This is a genomic window from Priestia sp. TRM10, from assembly GCF_057808375.1.
The window spans coordinates 121,554-137,143 of the sequence record NZ_JBJZOT010000007.1 but is presented as its reverse complement, the minus strand read 5'-3'; the positions used below and the strand labels follow the sequence as shown (position 1 = coordinate 137,143).

Genomic DNA, 15,590 nt, shown 5'->3' with positions numbered 1-15,590 from the left:
AAAGGCATAGCGTTCTCGCTATGCCTTCTTTTAACGTGTAACTTTTATTTTCATTTTACGTTCGAGTTTTCCTAGTACAATATCAGCTATGACAGCCACAATACAAGCTGGAATTGCTCCTGCATAAATACGAATAGTATTACGGGAGTTAATTCCTGAGAAGATTTCTCTTCCAAGCCCGTCTCCACCAACAATTGGAGCAAGTGTAGCAACACCGACAGCGATGACCGCTGCAATACGCAGCCCAGCCATAATGAACGGCATTGAAAGAGGAAGCTGTACTTTTGTTAGAATCTGAAAGTACGTCATGCCAATTCCATGACCTGCTTCAACTGTTGTTTTATCAACTTCTTCAAGCCCAACATACGTATTTCTAATAATAGGGAGAAGTGAATACAAGAAAAGTCCGATAACAACCGTGTAAAATCCTAGTCCAAAATAGAGCATTAAAACAGCTAATAAAGCTAAGCTTGGAATAACTTGAACAACGTTGGCAAGCGTCAAAATAATAGGAGCTATCCTTTTATACCTAGAACAAATAATGCCAAGCAGCGTCCCGACAATAAGAGCAAGGCCAACGGCAATAATGACCATTAGAAGATGTTCTCCTGTATACAAAAGCAGTAAATCAATATTATCTGCCCAATATCCAAAAAGTTCTTTAATAAAATTCATTGTCTCACTCCGATTTATCCCCGAGTAAACCTCTCTCGGTTAGAAATTCTTTTGCCACATCACGCTCACTTCGATTTTTAATATCCACTTCATAGCTTAATTTTGTAATCGTTTCGGCATCAATTTTTCCTGTTAGCTCATCGATAATTCCTTCAACTTCTGGATGCTCTTTTAAAATGGCGTTACGAGCAACCATCGAAGCATCATAAGGTGGGAAAAATCTTTTGTCATCTTTTAAAACTTTTAGATCATATTCAATAATGCGTGGGTCTGTTGAATAGGCCACAACAACATCTACATCTTTTGTACCTACAGCTTGATACAATAAATTGATATCCATTGCATATAAGTTTTGGAAATTCAAACCGTAATATTTAGAAAAAGGGCGATATCCGTCTTCTGTTCTTTCCTTCCAACTTGAATCAACACCAAGCTTCATGCTATCTTGATATGGTTCTAAATCAGAAATGGTTTGCAGGTTTTTCTCATCTGCCTCCTCTTTGCGAACAGTGACAGCATATGTATTTTCCCATCCTAATGGATCAAACCATTTAAAATCGTAATATTTATTAAAACCTTCTTTTGCAATCTTTAATACTTCATCACGATCTTTTGTTGATTCTACCGGAAAGAAATTATTGAAAACAACGCCTGAATACATTAAAGACATATCAATATCTCCACGATCCATTGCTTTTAAAATCATGGGTGTTGAAAGCAAATCTGGAATAACGTCTACTTCAATATCTGTTCTATCCTCAATAAGCTGTTTATAAATTTGAGCGATAATTTTCGTTTCTGTAAATGTTGCTGCTCCAATCTTAATCGTATCTTTTGAACTGCAAGATGATAAAAATAAAAGCGAAACAACACAAATTATCGTTAGTTTACTTAATATCCTCATAATATCCTCCTTGGCTGTTGAGATGAACGAATCCAAATTGTTTAGGCTCTTTGTGTTTTCTTCACAAGGAAATTCAGTAGAAAATCTACAACAAGGGCGAGGATAACTGAGCTTATTGTACCTGTAAAAATTAAAAAGTTGTTGTTGGTACTCATTCCTGAAACAATTAAATCCCCTAAGCCGCCTGCTCCAATAAGCGCTGCGAGCGTTGTCCAGCTAATAATATATACCGTTGTAAGACGCACGCCTGACAAGATGTATGGAAGAGATAAAGGTAGTTCAACTTTAAAAAGTCTTTGCATTGAACTAAACCCCATTCCTCTGGCGGATTCAATTAAACTTTGATCAACTTCCTTAATTCCTGAGTATGTATTCCGTAATAGCGGGAGAATAGAATAAAGAAAAAGCGCAAAGACAGCCGGGTACATACCAACTCCAAAAAGAGGAATTAACATGGCAAGCAAGGCAATGGTTGGAACCGTTTGAAAAATGTTTGCAAGTCCGAACGTTAATGAATTAATAACTCCCTCTTTTATACGTGTTAACAAAATAGCAACCGTAATAGAAAGAATACAGCCCGCAATAACGGCCAATACAACGATTAAAAGATGCTCTCCTAACCGACTCAAAACTTCTGGATACCTAGATTGCAAAAACACTCCATATTCTTTTAACGTATCCATCTATATGACCTCATCTTCTGCGGAGTAAGCAGATGCCATCAGCTTTACCATACTCCCTCTTGTGATAACACCGACAAATTTCTCATCTTCTGTTACAACTGGAACATAAGGTAAGTTATGCTCACTCATGTAGTCAAGTGCGACGGTAAATGGAGTGTTTTTATGAACAACGTACGTAAAAGGCTCCATCGCATCTTTTAAAGTTTTTGTTTCATCTCGATACTGTCTTAAAATATTCAAAATAGGAGCATAGCCAAGTAATTTTTTACGATTATCTACAACAATTAGCGTATCTACTTTTCTCTGCTCCATCAGTTTCAATGAAGAAGCAAGCCCTCTCTCAGGATAGGCTGTTACTGGTTTTGGAATCATTACTTCTTCAACTGTTGGAAGTTCATCTCCTTCGAAGTCAAAAGATGAGTCTCCTCCATTTGCTTTTAATCGCTTCTCACCAATGAATTCTTTCACAAAGTCATTTGCAGGGTGACGCAAAATTTCATCTGGGGAGCCAACTTGAACAACTTCTCCATCTTTCATCAACACAATATTGTCAGCAATTTTAATTGCTTCATCCATATCATGAGTAACAAATACAATCGTCTTTTTTATATTTTCTTGAAGGTTTGAAAGCTCATCTTGGAGCTGCTCACGACTAATTGGATCAAGAGCGCTGAATGGTTCATCCATTAAAATGATATCAGGTTCTGCAGCAAGGGCTCTAACAACCCCAACACGTTGCTGCTGGCCTCCGCTTAATTCATTTGGATAACGTTCTCGATATGTATGTGGGTCTAAGTTAACGAGTGAAAGAAGTTCATCTACTTTCGTTGAGATTTTATCTTCATCCCATTTTAATAAGCGAGGAACAATAGCTACATTATCTGCTATTGTCATATGAGGAAATAAGCCGATGCTCTGAATAACATAGCCAATCTTTCGGCGCAATTGAACTGGGTTCACTTGTGAAATATCCTCGTCATCAATATAAATTTTCCCTTCCGATGGAGTGATTAATCTGTTAATATGCTTCATTGTAGTTGACTTACCACACCCGCTCGGGCCAATAATCACGTGAATTTTCCCACTTTCAAGCGTTAGGTTTACATCCTTTAGGGCTTGAAATCCATCATTGTACCTTTTAAATACTCTTTCTAGTCGAATCATTGACTGTCATCACCTCTTGGGTTTATTGTTCCATGATTGTCACCTTTTAGACCTAAAATATCAGATAAATTACACAGGTGAACTAAACACTTACCCTTATTCTGCATAGAGTAAACCTCTTTTTTAAAAATCCGGCTGTTTTTTTTCTAATTTTCTAAAAAAAGCCCTACTTCATAGGCAAAGGCTTCTAACTAATTGTTGCTAAAATTCTATTTTTATCATCTTTAGTTACAAAAGTTTTCTCATTTTTCAACAATAACTTGTCCAATTAAACCCTACTTTTTTACTCCTTACCCTTAATGTTGCATAAAAAAAACATAGTCTCTCCAAAAAGGAGACTATGTTTTTAGCTTTATTTCACAATTTTAATATTGTAGTTCTCAAACCAAACATGAATCTGACAAAGGTGGGCTAGAAGCTGTGGACCTGTCATAAGCTGCCCGAACCAAGGAACAGAAAACTCTTTTCCTTTCGAATCCGCAATTGCCTTAAGTTTTTCAGCATTAAAAAGCTCATATAGAGGGGAATTAGAATCTTTTAAAATACCTTTTAACCACTTTTGCACAATGTTTGTGTAGTGAGGATTGTGTGTTTTAGGATATGGACTTTTTTTACGGTAAAGAACTTCGTTTGGAAGTACCCCTTCAAGCGCTTTTCTTAAAATTCCTTTTTCATATCCTCCTGCCGTTTTCATCTCCCATGGAATGTTCCATACGTACTCTACAAGACGATGATCAGCAAATGGAACGCGCACTTCCAGACTTGCTCCCATACTCATACGATCTTTTCGATCAAGAAGCGTTGGCATAAACCAAATCATATTCAAATAAAATAAGTTTCTTCTATTTGCCTCTTCTTCACTTTCCCCGTCAAGAGCGGGAACTTCCTTAATGGATTGCTCATAGCCGTTCTTTACATATTCCTTCAGTGAGAGTTTTTTTTGCCACTCATCTTTTAAAAGATCTACCCTTGCATCAACAGAGCGCATCCATGGAAAGTTATCAGAAGAAAGAGCATGCGTTTTATGGAACCAAGGATATCCACCGAAAATTTCATCTGCACATTCACCTGAAAGACCAACAACAAAGTCTTTCTTAATTTCTTTACAAAACCATAGGAGAGAAGAATCGATGTCAGCCATGCCTGGTATGTCTCGAACAAGCACAGATTCTTCTAAATAATGAGCAAGCTCTTCATTGTTAATCACACAGCTATGGTGAATCGTCTTAAATTCATCAGACATTTTTTTAATGTATGCCCCATCTGAGTTTGGCTGGAACTCTGACGCTTTAAAGAATTTCTCGTTATCTTCATAGTCAATTGAGTAAGTATGAAGGGAGTGGCCTTGTTCCCGAAAAGCATTGGCAGCAATGGCTGTAATGGCACTTGAATCGATTCCCCCCGATAAAAAGGTACAAACCGGAACATCAGAAACAAGCTGTCTTGTTACAGCATCCTGAAACAGTTCTCGCACATGTTCTGCTGTCTCTTCAAGTGAATCAGTATGTTTTTCACTTTTTACATTCCAGTAGCGCCAGATGTTCAATCCTTCTCTACTAAATGTCAAAGCATGTGCAGCACGCAGTTCGTCAATCCCTTTAAAAATCCCATGGCCAGGCGTATGTGATGGACCAAGACCTAATACTTCAGCTAATCCGTCGTACGTAATTTCTACCTCTACATCTTCATGAGCAAGAATAGCTTTTAGCTCTGATGCAAATTGAAGCCCTCCTCTATATACACGATAAAACAGCGGCTTTACACCAAGTCTGTCGCGAGCCATAAAAAGAGATTGTTGTTCTTCATCCCAAATGGCAAAAGCAAAAATACCGTTAAAATGTTCAACACATTGCTCTCTCCACTCCACATAGGAAAGAAGAAGCACCTCAGTATCAGAATGACCGCTAAATGTATAGCCTCTCTTTAAAAGTTCCTTACGAATATCTTCTGTATTATAAAGTTCTCCATTATAGCAAATGGTGTAAGAATTTTCTTTTTTATCTCTTGTCATTGGCTGTATTCCGCCGCTTGGATCAACTACAACAAGACGCTTATGTCCAAAAGATACATGCTCTCTTACCCAAGTGTTCGTATCATCAGGACCTCTTTTTTCAAGTGTTTTTGTCATTTTTTCAATTGTGTCACGCTTTTTCAGTAGGTTCTGATTATAATCGATCCAACCAGTAATACCACACATGTTTTCCCCACCCTTTCATTTATCGTGGTCCATAGCTTTTTCAATAGTGCTATCTTATGCGTAAAAAGTAAGAGGTTGATTTGTCCATCCGCTTTTTCTTCAAAATTTTGTGTTTTATAGTTATAGAAAATAGGAAATTAGACAACAAAGAATAGTAATAGGATTTTCAACAAACCATTTGGAGGAGTGGCCTATGAAAAATTTATCGAAAACGCAGTGCTTAGAAATGCAACCACGCTCCTTTATTTCAGGAACGCTTGAGTGTATTGATTCACAATGGATTTTTTTTGATGAAGAAGATGAAGCATCAATGCTCCAAGATATCCTTAGCTCATCTTGTGAGGTATATTGGAAAGGTCATTGGGAAAAAGCATGTTGGAAACAAGATAATTCATTTGAAATTAACAATACAGTTTGCTTTTTACAAGATGGGGCAGAGCTGCGCGTTGGAAAAAAACTACAACACGCTTATCAACTTCTTATTGATGAGCTTTCAACTCACTCATTCATGCGCTTAAGCCAACTATTGAATGATCTCTCTTTTTCTCTTTATGATTGTATTTATTGCTTTAACACTTTATGTTTCTTACCTACTGATGGTGAAAGAAACGGCGTGAATTTCCTGATCTTTGATAACGAAGAAAGAATCTGTTCAGTTCATCACCACTTTGATTGTAGTGAAGGAAACGACCGGTTTGAGATTACACTCAATACAGGTGAGCAGTTCTTATCATCTGATTTACGAAAATTGGGATAGAAAAAGATCGTAAGAAGAATTCTTACGATCTTTTCTGGTTACTGCACTTTATTTCTTAATGTCCCAATACCTTCAACTGTTATTTCAATGATGTCTCCTGAAGATAGAAATTTTGGTGGATTAAATCCCTTTCCAACTCCAGCAGGCGTTCCCGTAGCAATAATATCACCAGGTTCAAGTGTTATTCCTTTTGATAACGTTGCAATAATTTCTTCAATCGGAAAAATAAACTGTTCTGTATTACCATCTTGTCTTATCTCTCCATTTACTCTCGTTTCAATATGTAAATTTGCTGCATTCTCAATTTCTGATTTATGCACAATAAAAGGTCCTATCGGACACGAAGTATCCAAACTCTTTCCGATTAGAAACTGTTTATGTTTTGACTGCAAATCTCGTGCTGTAATATCATTCAAAATGGTATAACCAAAAACGTGATGAAGAGCATCATCTTTAGAAATTGCTTTTCCTTTTTTTCCGATAATAACAGCAAGCTCTCCCTCATAATCTAATTCATCTGTTACATCTTCATGACGTAAAATAGGTGCATCAGGGCCTACTACAGCTGTTGGTGCCTTTGAAAACATCATAAGGTTCATTGGGATATCTTGTTCACTTCCCATTTCAATCGCATGATCACGATAGTTCTTTCCAACACAAAATACATTTTTACTCGGTCTTGGAATTGGAGCAAGAAGCTCTGTTTCCTCTATGGAATATGAAAAAGCATCATGTCCTTTTTCTTCGATAATTTCCTTGATAATATGCTCAAAATAATGAAAATGCTCAATAAATGAAATCATATTTGTTGGAATATCTGTCTGAAAACGCTCTTTTGCAATTTTATTTATATGAATTACTTTCTCTCCTTGGATCATACCAATAAATTCATCATCATGTAGTCTAGCTGTCACAAATTTCATTTTTTATTCCTCCTCTTTCTACCTTTTAAACAATTCGCTCTTTCTTTCTATATTCCTACTTTTCAACTGCGTTTTTTTCATTTTTCATTCCTCGATATGTGAAGGAGCGCAGAATATGCTCCAAAGGACCTCTAGAGTATCTCTTCAGGATAATAGAACTTCCAATGCATTGAACAACAAAGAAACCAAGAGCTAACAGAAAGCCTTGCATAACTGTTATGTTGCCATAAAAACCTAATCCATAATTATAAAACAGGAGCGTACATACAACAGATTGAGCAATATAATTTGTGAGTGCCATTCTTCCTGCTGACTGTAAAGGCTGCGCGATAAACCGCGGTATTTTTTCACCATACAGCATAAACAGCGTAATATAAAAGATTGCTCCTAAAGGTCCGCCAACGCTGTCTTGCATAAAGTCCGTAGCGACGTTAAAACCAATCAAATATGGAAGAACCTTAAAAAATAGGAAAACAAAAAAGCATACCATACATACATATTTAATGAAAAGAACGTTTTCCTTTATACGTTCAAACCCTTGTTCTTTTGCTAAAAAGGCTCCGATGAGAAAGAAAGGAAAAACAGATAAGAAAAGAAGCGGGAACGTCCCTATATTATTGATATAATACCAATCAAGGAAACGCTGAGAGAAAATCTCAGCAATGCTTCCATCTCTGTAAGCATTTATAGAACTATCAATAAGCGGCTGCACAACGCCGACAGCATTTGACTCTGCTTTTGAGAACGAAGCAACGATAAGAAGAAGAATCATAATGATACTTGGAATAATAAATAAAGCTCCTCCCCAATAAAGAAAAGTTCTCCCTCTTGCTTCTTGAAAAAAAAGAAGAAAAAAACCGCACACAGCATATAAAATTAAAATATCACCATACCAAATAACAAAAGCATGTACACATCCGATACACAAAAGTAAAAATAACCTTCTTGAAAGTAAAGGAGTAAAAGCAACATTATTCTTAAAAGCAGTTTGAAAGATTTTCATAAATCCAAAACCAAATAAAGTAGCGAAAATAGGATAGAAACTTCCCTGTCCTAAAATATCTATAGCCATATATATTTTTGATTGTGTATCCTCAAAGGAATCCATATAGATAGAAGGTGAATAAAATCCAGGCATGTTGACAAGTAGAATCCCTAAAAGAGCGAACCCTCTCAAAAGGTCAACAGTTGCTATTCTTTCGTCTTTTATTCCATTCATTATTCTCACTTCCTTATTCATTTCTCTCTTAGCCATCATTATAGCTGAAACTTAATAGATCATCAGCTTTAAAGGGGTCAGAAATTTATTCCAATTACAAAAGAATAAATAGGCTATCACCTTATATTTCGTCCTAACATACGATACACTATAACTCAAAATCAAAGGGTGTTTTTATGCCAGCTATTGTTGGAGCAGTTAGTGTAAATAGTGTTGGAACAGCAAGTATTTTTCATATTGGAGACGTTTATACGATCGCACCTTCAGCAAATTCTAAAACATTTGCTGGAGCAGGATCTTTTAGCACTGGAGATGGATTGGTGATTAACAATAAAATCAGTTCAACGAATACGCAGGATCAAGACTTTATTGATCAACCTATAGCTGCCAATGCTTAATGAGGTGAAGGTATGAATTTCTATGTAAATCAAAGCATTTGCATCCATTCGATTCGGGTTGCGAGCGTTAGTAACTCTTCTGTCTTTCAAATTGGAAGCGCTGGAATGATTCGTTCTCTTGCCCAACTTTATAATACAGGTGGCTTCACGGAGAAGGCTCCTGAAACAGTAAAAGCAGGTGAGACCACAAACATTCTTGAGCCAGAAGCACCAAGTGTTCCTCTTAATTTAGGAAGAAAAAAGAACGTATGAATTGATAAGAACTCCTTCACATCTTTTGGGCACATGCATAATGTATAAAAGCAGCTTACTCATATGAAATGGAGGAGATTCTTTATGCAATACGGAGGAACGATGCAAACATATATCCACCAACTTCAGGCTCAAATTCAACAACAGAATCAGCGAATTCTGCAGCTTGAGCAAGCTATAGGAACCCTCCAAAAACAGATGAATTCATTAAAAGAGGTCCCTTCAACTAAAATTGACAGAATTGAATACAAGTTTGATCAACTCAAAATTGAAACACTGGAAGGAACGCTAAATATAGGGCTTAATCCACTTTCTCCTGATCATCAAATTGAAGATTTCAGCATTAGTCAGAGTGACTTAACCCCACCAAACCGGAATGCACATATAAAAGAGCTAGGCGATGAAATTTATGAAGAGACGCTCACCTTATTAGAAGGAAACGGCCATGATTGGATTCGTGACCTTGCTAGGGAGAAAGGAATCAACTTACATGAGTCCTATTATGATTTCATTACAGAAGATATAAAGAAACAGCTTGAAGAACGGATTCTTTTCCATCTACAGCAACGAGATGATGAGCAACCAAGAGAAGAGAAAAAAGAAAGTATAAAAACTCAAATTACTCAAGATATGAAACGGGGAATCGATGCCTTTTTAACACATCTTCCTCAATCATTTAAAGGAGCAGAAAAATGATGAATTATACGGTTGTGAATAGAGACTTACTTGTTGGAAATGTTCACGTGCTTGGTGTATCTACCTCCTCTGTATTTTTGATTGGAGATACTGAAAGCATAGCTCTTTCCTCTGCCTATGATACACCTCCAGAGTCTCTTATTATCGGTCCTTATGTTCCTCTTTCCTTACAATAAAGGAGAAAAAATATGCGTACTTCAAAAGTAGATTGGTTTCGAATGAATTCCTTAACATCTAGCTCTATTTTTAACATCGGAGATTCAACACATATTAGAGCTTCGGCAAAAGTAATCGCTATACAGCGTGAAGCAGAACTTTTTTTTGGCAGGGAAGGAAATTTTGATGATTATATCCTTTTTAAACGAAGCTACCCTCTACTAACCTTAAAACACATTCCAACGGTAAAATATAACGAATCTAATATGATTCATGTTGGATCTGTTCGGGTGACTGGAGCTTCTACTTCTTCTGTTATTCAAATTGGCTCAACAAAAGATATAAAATGTTATTCACGTGTTAAACATGTTAGACAGCTTCTAAGTGATCGTCGAGAGAAAGAGCAGGAAGAAAGAGAGGAGGGATAGCATGCCAGCACTTGTTGGACCTGTGCAAATTGTAAGCATTGGCGGCGGTGGTGTTGTTACATTTGGGGATACCTTTTATGTTTCACCTAAAGACACTTCAAAAGTTGCTTATGGATCTGGATCTGGAAATACAGGAAATCTTATTAACACAAATACAGGCGGATCTGCTACAAATACGTTCGACCCGGATATCGCAGACCAAACTATAGCAGGAAATGCATAAAAACAGGCCTCGACGGCCTGTTTTTATACTTTTCTACTATTAGATTTGCGTGTTCTTGGGAGACGCGATGACGGCTGCTTTCTGATCCACTTCATAAATTTACTAATCTTTTCATCCTGCTGCAAGTCAGGAATTGTATTCAACCGAACTGCTAGCTCGTCATTTGTATAAAGAGCGTGAATTTGCTTGTGACAAGGAATACAAAGGTTTGCTGTTGGTTCAAATGTGCCTCCCATTTCCTTTGGAGTTAAATGATGAATAGTTGTATAAACATCATCTCTTCCACAAATCTCACATCGACCAATTCGTCGCTCTTCTTTTGATTTTGCCACACCATATCTGCTCCTTTCTCCTTTAAAGCGTTTCTATTTTCACTTTTGTACCATTGCCAAGATCATCTGCTTTCTCAACAATAAGGCGCTTAGGCAGACGTGCACGCAGCTCTTGAACATGACTAATGATTCCAATTGAAAGATCATTAGACTGAAGCTTTTCGAGTGCTGTAATAACTGTATCAAGAAGCTCGCTATCAAGTGTACCGAACCCTTCATCAAGGAAAAAGAACTGCAGTGGATATTCTCCTCGAAGCTGAATGCCTGCAGAAAGAGAAAGCGCTAAAGATAGAGAAGTTAAAAATGTCTCTCCACCAGACAAGCTTGAAATCGGTCGCTTTACTCCCCCGTTGGCATCATCTCGAATAACAAATCCTCCTTGTGAATCTACTTCAAGAGCATATCTCTGTCTTGTTAAAAACCCTAATCGCTCTGATGCATCTCGGCTAATTGCAATAAGCTGTTCTTGAGCCATATACTCGATAAAAGCATTTCCCTTAAATACGCTTTGAAGCTTCTGATACTGAGAAAGCTCTTCTTGTATCTTTTCTCTCTCTTTTTCCAAACTTCCCAATCGTTCATTTCTTACTTGCAAATCTTTTAAAAGAGCTCTTGCTGACCCTAGTTCTGTTGTTGCTTCTTTCACACTTTCCTTTAAATCAGCCAAAATAGAAGATGTCTCTTTAAAAGATTGTTCTGTGACACTTTGATTATCAAGCAATTTTGTAACATTTTCTAATGCTATTGTGACGCTCTTTAGTTTGTCCCAAAATGCTTCTACTTCTTCACGAATCTTCTGCTGTTGCTCCTCTGTTATTAACATTTCTTTTACATCTATATCAGAATGAAAGCCTGAGCTATTTCTCTTATCTTTCCATTTTCTTTCTTTCTCTTCATATCGTTCATTTAACTCTGCGAGTGAGGAGACTATTGATTCATATGAAGCTTTTACTTCTTGATGTTCATTATTGAAAAGGTGCCACCTTTTCAATGTTTCGTCTTCTCTTTCTCTTAAAGAATGGATCTCTTTATTTATGCCATTAAGAAGTTCTTCTAGCGAATTTTCTCCAATAATTTGTATTAAGCGTTGCTGCTGTTCTAAAAGTGACGCTTTTTTGTTCTGCAAGAATGAGGAAAACTCAACTTCCTTGCGTTCGTGAACATTCCACTCTTCACGCAATTTCTCCAATGCTTTTTCTGTTTCCTCCAGGTATTCCACACTTTTTTCAATTCGCTCATTGAGATCAGCCAGTTTTTGATCGTTACGCTCAAGTTGTTGTTGAATAGATGAAATGCTAGTAATCTCAAATTCTTTGTAACGTTCTTGCCATTCTTTTTGCGCCTTATTCATTTCTTCTTCTATTTGTTGAACAAATTTTGCTTGTTCCATTAACATTTTGTTTTGTTGCTCAGACTCAAACAATAGCTTATTTTTCTTCTCGCTTACATCCCCTGCGATTTTTACAAGGCGATCAATTTTCTCTTTTTGACCAATATAATCTTGCTCCAGCCCTTTTAGTTCTGTTTGCAATTTTACAATACAAGCTTTTAACGTTTCATCTTTCGTAAGAAGCGATGGAATATCTTCTTGCTCGGTTTGTTCAAACTCCCCAAAACAGTCAAGTAATTTCTCAGCAAGCGGCTCAAGCTTCAATTTCAACGAGGAACAAATATATTTACGTTCTTGTAAAATTGATAAGTTTTTTCTTAATAAATCAATCTCTTTTCCATCAGTTGCCTCCATCTCTTCTCCTGTTGCTGGTAAAGGATGTGTCGTTGACCCACATACAGGACAAGGCTTACCATCATGAAGGTGTGCAGAAAGTGTTAATGCAAGCTTTTGTTTATTTGCTTCTTCTACCTTTCTCTGCATTGCCTCAATTTCGTGTTCCCCGCTAGCAATAAATCGTTCAATTTCACGCTCTCGCTCACAAACAAGATTATAGATATGTTGCAGAAGATCGTACTGCTCTACCGCTTGTTTTTTCACCTTTTTTTCATTTTCTATAGAACTCTTCATTTCAAGTTCTAACTGTTGAAGATTCTTCTTCACTTGATTATGCTGTTCTTTTTTTTCCTCATGTTGCACCTTGAGGCTACCAATATCCCGACTTTCTTGAACAGCATATTGCACTTTAGTTCGGTAAGAAGGAGACACACTAAGCCTCTCTCGTTCTTCCATAAGCTCTTTTTGTTTTGCTTTTCCACGCTTATATAAACTTTCTCTCTTTTGAAACTGCTCTTTAATACCTCTTCCTGATTTCAAAAGTTCCTCATGTTGCTTGCGAGCGTTCTTTACCGTTTCAGATAGCGTTGTAACGTCTTTATTTAGCTCTTCCGCATATTGATACTTCTCACGCTGAGCAAGAAGGAGAGGTTCTCTTTGCTCTCGCTCTTTATTTGCTCGTTCATATTCCTCTTTGGCCAAGGCTGCTTTTTGATTTACTTCTTCTAATTTTCCTGCCCGTTGATTTTTTTGTTTTTCCGCTGTTTGCTTCTGTAAAAATAGATTTTCACATTCTTCTAAATATGGACGCAAACTCTCTGCTTTGAGCGCTTTACTTAAATGCTCTTCACGATTCTTTATCTCCGGTTCTTCCTCTTTAAGCTCTTTTAACTTTGCCTCACTCTCCTCTTTCTCATTCTGCCATTCCCATAGTTTTTGCTTATGGTCATATTCCTTTTGAATATGTAAAAGCTCCTGTTCTCTCTTTTGAAGCAAAAGTTCACAGCTTTTCACTTCTTGTTCAGCTTCTTTTACTTTTTCAACGGTGGCTCCTCCAAGTTCTGCTTGTGCTGCTAAAATTTTATCAAGTTCATGTTTCGCATTTGTAAGGTTTCGCTTAATTTTTTGAAGAAGCTCGTCTCCATATTTCTCTAAATTAAATAATCTTTGAAGCATTTGACGACGTTCTGCTCCCTTTAAAGACAGAAATTCAGCAAACTTTCCTTGTGGAAGTACTACAGCTCGTGTAAAGTCATCAATCGTAAGACCTAACAAAGAGTTAATATACTGATTGACATCATTCATTTTGTCTGCCAAAACAACTCGTTCGTCTCCTTCTTCAATGAGGCGACTTGTTGTTGACTTTACTCTCCACTCGTCACTTCGCTTGAAATTCCGTTCAACAGTATACGTTTGCATGCCGTCTGCATTTTCTAAGCAAAAAGTGAACGCGACTTTAAGTTCATCTTCTCCATGATTTAAAATACCATGCGTATTGTTTGCTGCTCTTTCTACTTTCCCGTACAAGGCAAGCGTCATTGCATCTAATATCGAAGATTTCCCACTTCCAGTTGGTCCGAAAATCCCAAAAACTCCACCTTCGCAAAGCTCGTCAAACTGAATCATTTGCATCTGGCGAAAGCTGTGGAGCCCTTGGATTTTTAACGTTATTGGCTTCACTCCTCTTCCTCCTCATGAACAAGGCTTAAAAACAGCTCCATTAATCGACTATCAGGAGTTCCGCCTCCTGTTTGTCGTTCATAAAATCGACGGAATGCTTCATCAATCGGAATGTCTTTAACTTTTTCTTCCTCTGACTGTGTTTCTTCATAATGAAATACAGGACGGATATGAATGATACCGTTATGTTCTTTTCGCAAACGGTGGATCTCTTCCATTGAAAGAGCATCTGTTAAATGAATTTCAAGGTCAATCCAAGCGTTAGCATCTTTCCCCTCTTCAAACCATTGATAAACTTCTTGTATTCCATGCTTAGCTTTCCATCTTACAAGCGGTTTCCCGCTGTTGATAGGAATTTCTGTCAGCTCTGCTTTCCCATAGGGCACAACATCAATAATAGATAAGGACTTCGTATACCCTGCTTCTGAAAAACTGTAGGCAAGAGGTGATCCAGAATAACGGGCAAGTGTTTTCGCTCTGCCAACATTTTGCGGACGATGAAGATGTCCAAGTGCAACATACTGAGCTTCTCCTGGCAAACTTGTTGCCGCTACTGTATATGCTCCTCCAACTTCAATTGGTCGTTCTGAATCACTAGCACTTCCCCCTGCAACATGAATATGGCTCATTGCCATGTGTACGGCACCTTTTGTAAACTGACTTGCAAGATTGCTGAAAATCCCTTGAATTCTAGCATCATAAGAGTTTCTGATCTCTTTTTCATCACTATTCTCTGACAGAAGTTCGTTAAGACGAGACTCAGAGGGATACGGTAAAGCCGCAACTTCAAGCATTTCTCCTCCAACTGGAACCTTGACAATATTGTTTATGGGGTAGCCAAATAGATGAATGTTTTGAACTCCCGCAAGTGGAGAAGAAGCACTTAACCGATTTGGGCTGTCATGGTTCCCTGCTATTGTAATGATTGGACATGCTCCTTGCTGTGACAATTTTGCCACGCTATCATAAAACATTCCTTCAGCTGTTGCAGGTGGATTTACTGTATCAAAAACATCTCCTGCCATTAAAATGGCATCAATTTTTTGATCTTTCACAACCTCTACTAATTCAGCTAAGAACTGTTCCTGTTCTTCAAGACGGCTTCTTCCTTCTAATGTACGCCCGAGATGCCAGTCTGCTGTATGCAAAATTCTCATGTTCATACTCCTTTTGAAAA

At 37.4% G+C, this 15,590-nt stretch carries 17 protein-coding genes; 7 read left to right on the top strand and 10 right to left on the bottom strand.

Going from position 1 to position 15,590, the window contains the following annotated elements:
* Positions 1-30: 30 nt before the first annotated feature.
* The 5 genes from ACK3CR_RS05840 to asnB all read right to left on the bottom strand — a co-directional run bounded on the left by ACK3CR_RS05840 (position 31) and on the right by asnB (position 5,623).
* On the bottom strand, positions 31-675 hold the full coding sequence (locus ACK3CR_RS05840; RefSeq protein ID WP_328123127.1) for an ABC transporter permease: 645 nt from the start codon (positions 673-675) through the stop codon (positions 31-33).
* Positions 676-679: 4 nt separating this feature from the next.
* Positions 680-1,579, bottom strand: coding sequence for a glycine betaine ABC transporter substrate-binding protein (locus ACK3CR_RS05835; protein ID WP_328123129.1), 900 nt, complete (start codon positions 1,577-1,579; stop codon positions 680-682).
* A gap of 41 nt (positions 1,580-1,620) precedes the next feature.
* Positions 1,621-2,262: an ABC transporter permease gene (locus ACK3CR_RS05830; protein WP_243514547.1), complete on the bottom strand. Its 642-nt coding sequence runs from the start codon at positions 2,260-2,262 to the stop codon at positions 1,621-1,623.
* A complete protein-coding gene (locus tag ACK3CR_RS05825; protein WP_243514549.1) occupies positions 2,263-3,426 on the bottom strand; it encodes an ABC transporter ATP-binding protein in 1,164 nt (387 codons plus the stop codon). It abuts the gene before it with no gap.
* 352 nt (positions 3,427-3,778) lie between these two features.
* Complete coding sequence (gene asnB / locus ACK3CR_RS05820; RefSeq protein ID WP_488975041.1) at positions 3,779-5,623, bottom strand: asparagine synthase (glutamine-hydrolyzing); 1,845 nt, start codon at positions 5,621-5,623, stop codon at positions 3,779-3,781.
* Positions 5,624-5,816: 193 nt separating this feature from the next.
* On the opposite strand from asnB, the gene ACK3CR_RS05815 reads away from it, so the two are divergent.
* Positions 5,817-6,380 carry a DUF2777 family protein gene (locus ACK3CR_RS05815; protein WP_243514555.1) on the top strand — a complete coding sequence of 188 codons (564 nt, stop codon included), beginning with the start codon at positions 5,817-5,819 and terminating at the stop codon, positions 6,378-6,380.
* Positions 6,381-6,418: 38 nt separating this feature from the next.
* Here the strand turns inward: ACK3CR_RS05815 and ACK3CR_RS05810 are convergent, their stop codons facing one another.
* Both ACK3CR_RS05810 and ACK3CR_RS05805 read right to left on the bottom strand, forming a co-directional pair.
* Positions 6,419-7,303: a fumarylacetoacetate hydrolase family protein gene (locus ACK3CR_RS05810; protein ID WP_488975040.1), complete on the bottom strand. Its 885-nt coding sequence runs from the start codon at positions 7,301-7,303 to the stop codon at positions 6,419-6,421.
* A 55-nt stretch (positions 7,304-7,358) separates the two neighbouring features.
* Entirely contained in the window at positions 7,359-8,522 is a 1,164-nt protein-coding gene (locus tag ACK3CR_RS05805; protein WP_488975039.1) for a DUF418 domain-containing protein, read from the bottom strand.
* A 176-nt stretch (positions 8,523-8,698) separates the two neighbouring features.
* On the opposite strand from ACK3CR_RS05805, the gene ACK3CR_RS05800 reads away from it, so the two are divergent.
* From ACK3CR_RS05800 to ACK3CR_RS05775, 6 genes are all read left to right on the top strand, one after another.
* Entirely contained in the window at positions 8,699-8,920 is a 222-nt protein-coding gene (locus tag ACK3CR_RS05800; protein WP_019393877.1) for a spore germination protein, read from the top strand.
* Positions 8,921-8,932: 12 nt separating this feature from the next.
* Positions 8,933-9,172 (top strand): spore germination protein GerPB, encoded by a 240-nt coding sequence (locus ACK3CR_RS05795; RefSeq protein ID WP_243514566.1) that lies wholly within the window; start codon positions 8,933-8,935, stop codon positions 9,170-9,172.
* Positions 9,173-9,256: 84 nt separating this feature from the next.
* Positions 9,257-9,868 (top strand): spore germination protein GerPC, encoded by a 612-nt coding sequence (gene gerPC / locus ACK3CR_RS05790; protein ID WP_243514569.1) that lies wholly within the window; start codon positions 9,257-9,259, stop codon positions 9,866-9,868.
* Positions 9,868-10,044 carry a spore gernimation protein GerPD gene (locus ACK3CR_RS05785; RefSeq protein ID WP_026009683.1) on the top strand — a complete coding sequence of 59 codons (177 nt, stop codon included), beginning with the start codon at positions 9,868-9,870 and terminating at the stop codon, positions 10,042-10,044. Before gerPC ends, ACK3CR_RS05785 begins: the two co-directional genes overlap by 1 nt.
* A gap of 12 nt (positions 10,045-10,056) precedes the next feature.
* The gene (locus ACK3CR_RS05780) at positions 10,057-10,452 is read left to right on the top strand and encodes a spore germination protein GerPE (RefSeq protein WP_488975038.1); all 396 of its coding nucleotides are present in this window, start codon (positions 10,057-10,059) and stop codon (positions 10,450-10,452) included.
* Position 10,453: 1 nt separating this feature from the next.
* Positions 10,454-10,675 carry a spore germination protein gene (locus ACK3CR_RS05775; RefSeq protein WP_243514580.1) on the top strand — a complete coding sequence of 74 codons (222 nt, stop codon included), beginning with the start codon at positions 10,454-10,456 and terminating at the stop codon, positions 10,673-10,675.
* A 23-nt stretch (positions 10,676-10,698) separates the two neighbouring features.
* Here ACK3CR_RS05775 and hlpB read toward each other — a convergent pair whose 3' ends face one another.
* The 3 genes from hlpB to ACK3CR_RS05760 are packed head-to-tail and all read right to left on the bottom strand — an operon-like array spanning position 10,699 to position 15,570.
* The gene (gene hlpB / locus ACK3CR_RS05770; protein WP_488975037.1) at positions 10,699-11,007 is read right to left on the bottom strand and encodes an HNH nuclease-like protein HlpB; all 309 of its coding nucleotides are present in this window, start codon (positions 11,005-11,007) and stop codon (positions 10,699-10,701) included.
* 22 nt (positions 11,008-11,029) lie between these two features.
* Positions 11,030-14,413, bottom strand: a complete 3,384-nt coding sequence (locus tag ACK3CR_RS05765; protein WP_430239690.1) for an AAA family ATPase — start codon at positions 14,411-14,413, stop codon at positions 11,030-11,032.
* On the bottom strand, positions 14,410-15,570 hold the full coding sequence (locus tag ACK3CR_RS05760) for an exonuclease SbcCD subunit D (RefSeq protein WP_243514589.1): 1,161 nt from the start codon (positions 15,568-15,570) through the stop codon (positions 14,410-14,412). Before ACK3CR_RS05760 ends, ACK3CR_RS05765 begins: the two co-directional genes overlap by 4 nt.
* Positions 15,571-15,590: the final 20 nt, after the last annotated feature.

Coding starts and splice junctions, on each gene's coding strand:
- ACK3CR_RS05810 (WP_488975040.1), bottom strand. CDS start 7,303: ATGAAATTTGTGACAGCTAGACTACATGATGATGAATTTATTGGTATG.
- ACK3CR_RS05835 (WP_328123129.1), bottom strand. CDS start 1,579: ATGAGGATATTAAGTAAACTAACGATAATTTGTGTTGTTTCGCTTTTA.
- ACK3CR_RS05840 (WP_328123127.1), bottom strand. CDS start 675: ATGAATTTTATTAAAGAACTTTTTGGATATTGGGCAGATAATATTGAT.
- ACK3CR_RS05815 (WP_243514555.1), top strand. CDS start 5,817: ATGAAAAATTTATCGAAAACGCAGTGCTTAGAAATGCAACCACGCTCC.
- ACK3CR_RS05760 (WP_243514589.1), bottom strand. CDS start 15,570: ATGAGAATTTTGCATACAGCAGACTGGCATCTCGGGCGTACATTAGAA.
- asnB (WP_488975041.1), bottom strand. CDS start 5,623: ATGTGTGGTATTACTGGTTGGATCGATTATAATCAGAACCTACTGAAA.
- ACK3CR_RS05775 (WP_243514580.1), top strand. CDS start 10,454: ATGCCAGCACTTGTTGGACCTGTGCAAATTGTAAGCATTGGCGGCGGT.
- ACK3CR_RS05785 (WP_026009683.1), top strand. CDS start 9,868: ATGAATTATACGGTTGTGAATAGAGACTTACTTGTTGGAAATGTTCAC.
- ACK3CR_RS05830 (WP_243514547.1), bottom strand. CDS start 2,262: ATGGATACGTTAAAAGAATATGGAGTGTTTTTGCAATCTAGGTATCCA.
- ACK3CR_RS05780 (WP_488975038.1), top strand. CDS start 10,057: ATGCGTACTTCAAAAGTAGATTGGTTTCGAATGAATTCCTTAACATCT.
- ACK3CR_RS05825 (WP_243514549.1), bottom strand. CDS start 3,426: ATGATTCGACTAGAAAGAGTATTTAAAAGGTACAATGATGGATTTCAA.
- ACK3CR_RS05795 (WP_243514566.1), top strand. CDS start 8,933: ATGAATTTCTATGTAAATCAAAGCATTTGCATCCATTCGATTCGGGTT.
- ACK3CR_RS05805 (WP_488975039.1), bottom strand. CDS start 8,522: ATGAATGGAATAAAAGACGAAAGAATAGCAACTGTTGACCTTTTGAGA.
- ACK3CR_RS05800 (WP_019393877.1), top strand. CDS start 8,699: ATGCCAGCTATTGTTGGAGCAGTTAGTGTAAATAGTGTTGGAACAGCA.
- gerPC (WP_243514569.1), top strand. CDS start 9,257: ATGCAATACGGAGGAACGATGCAAACATATATCCACCAACTTCAGGCT.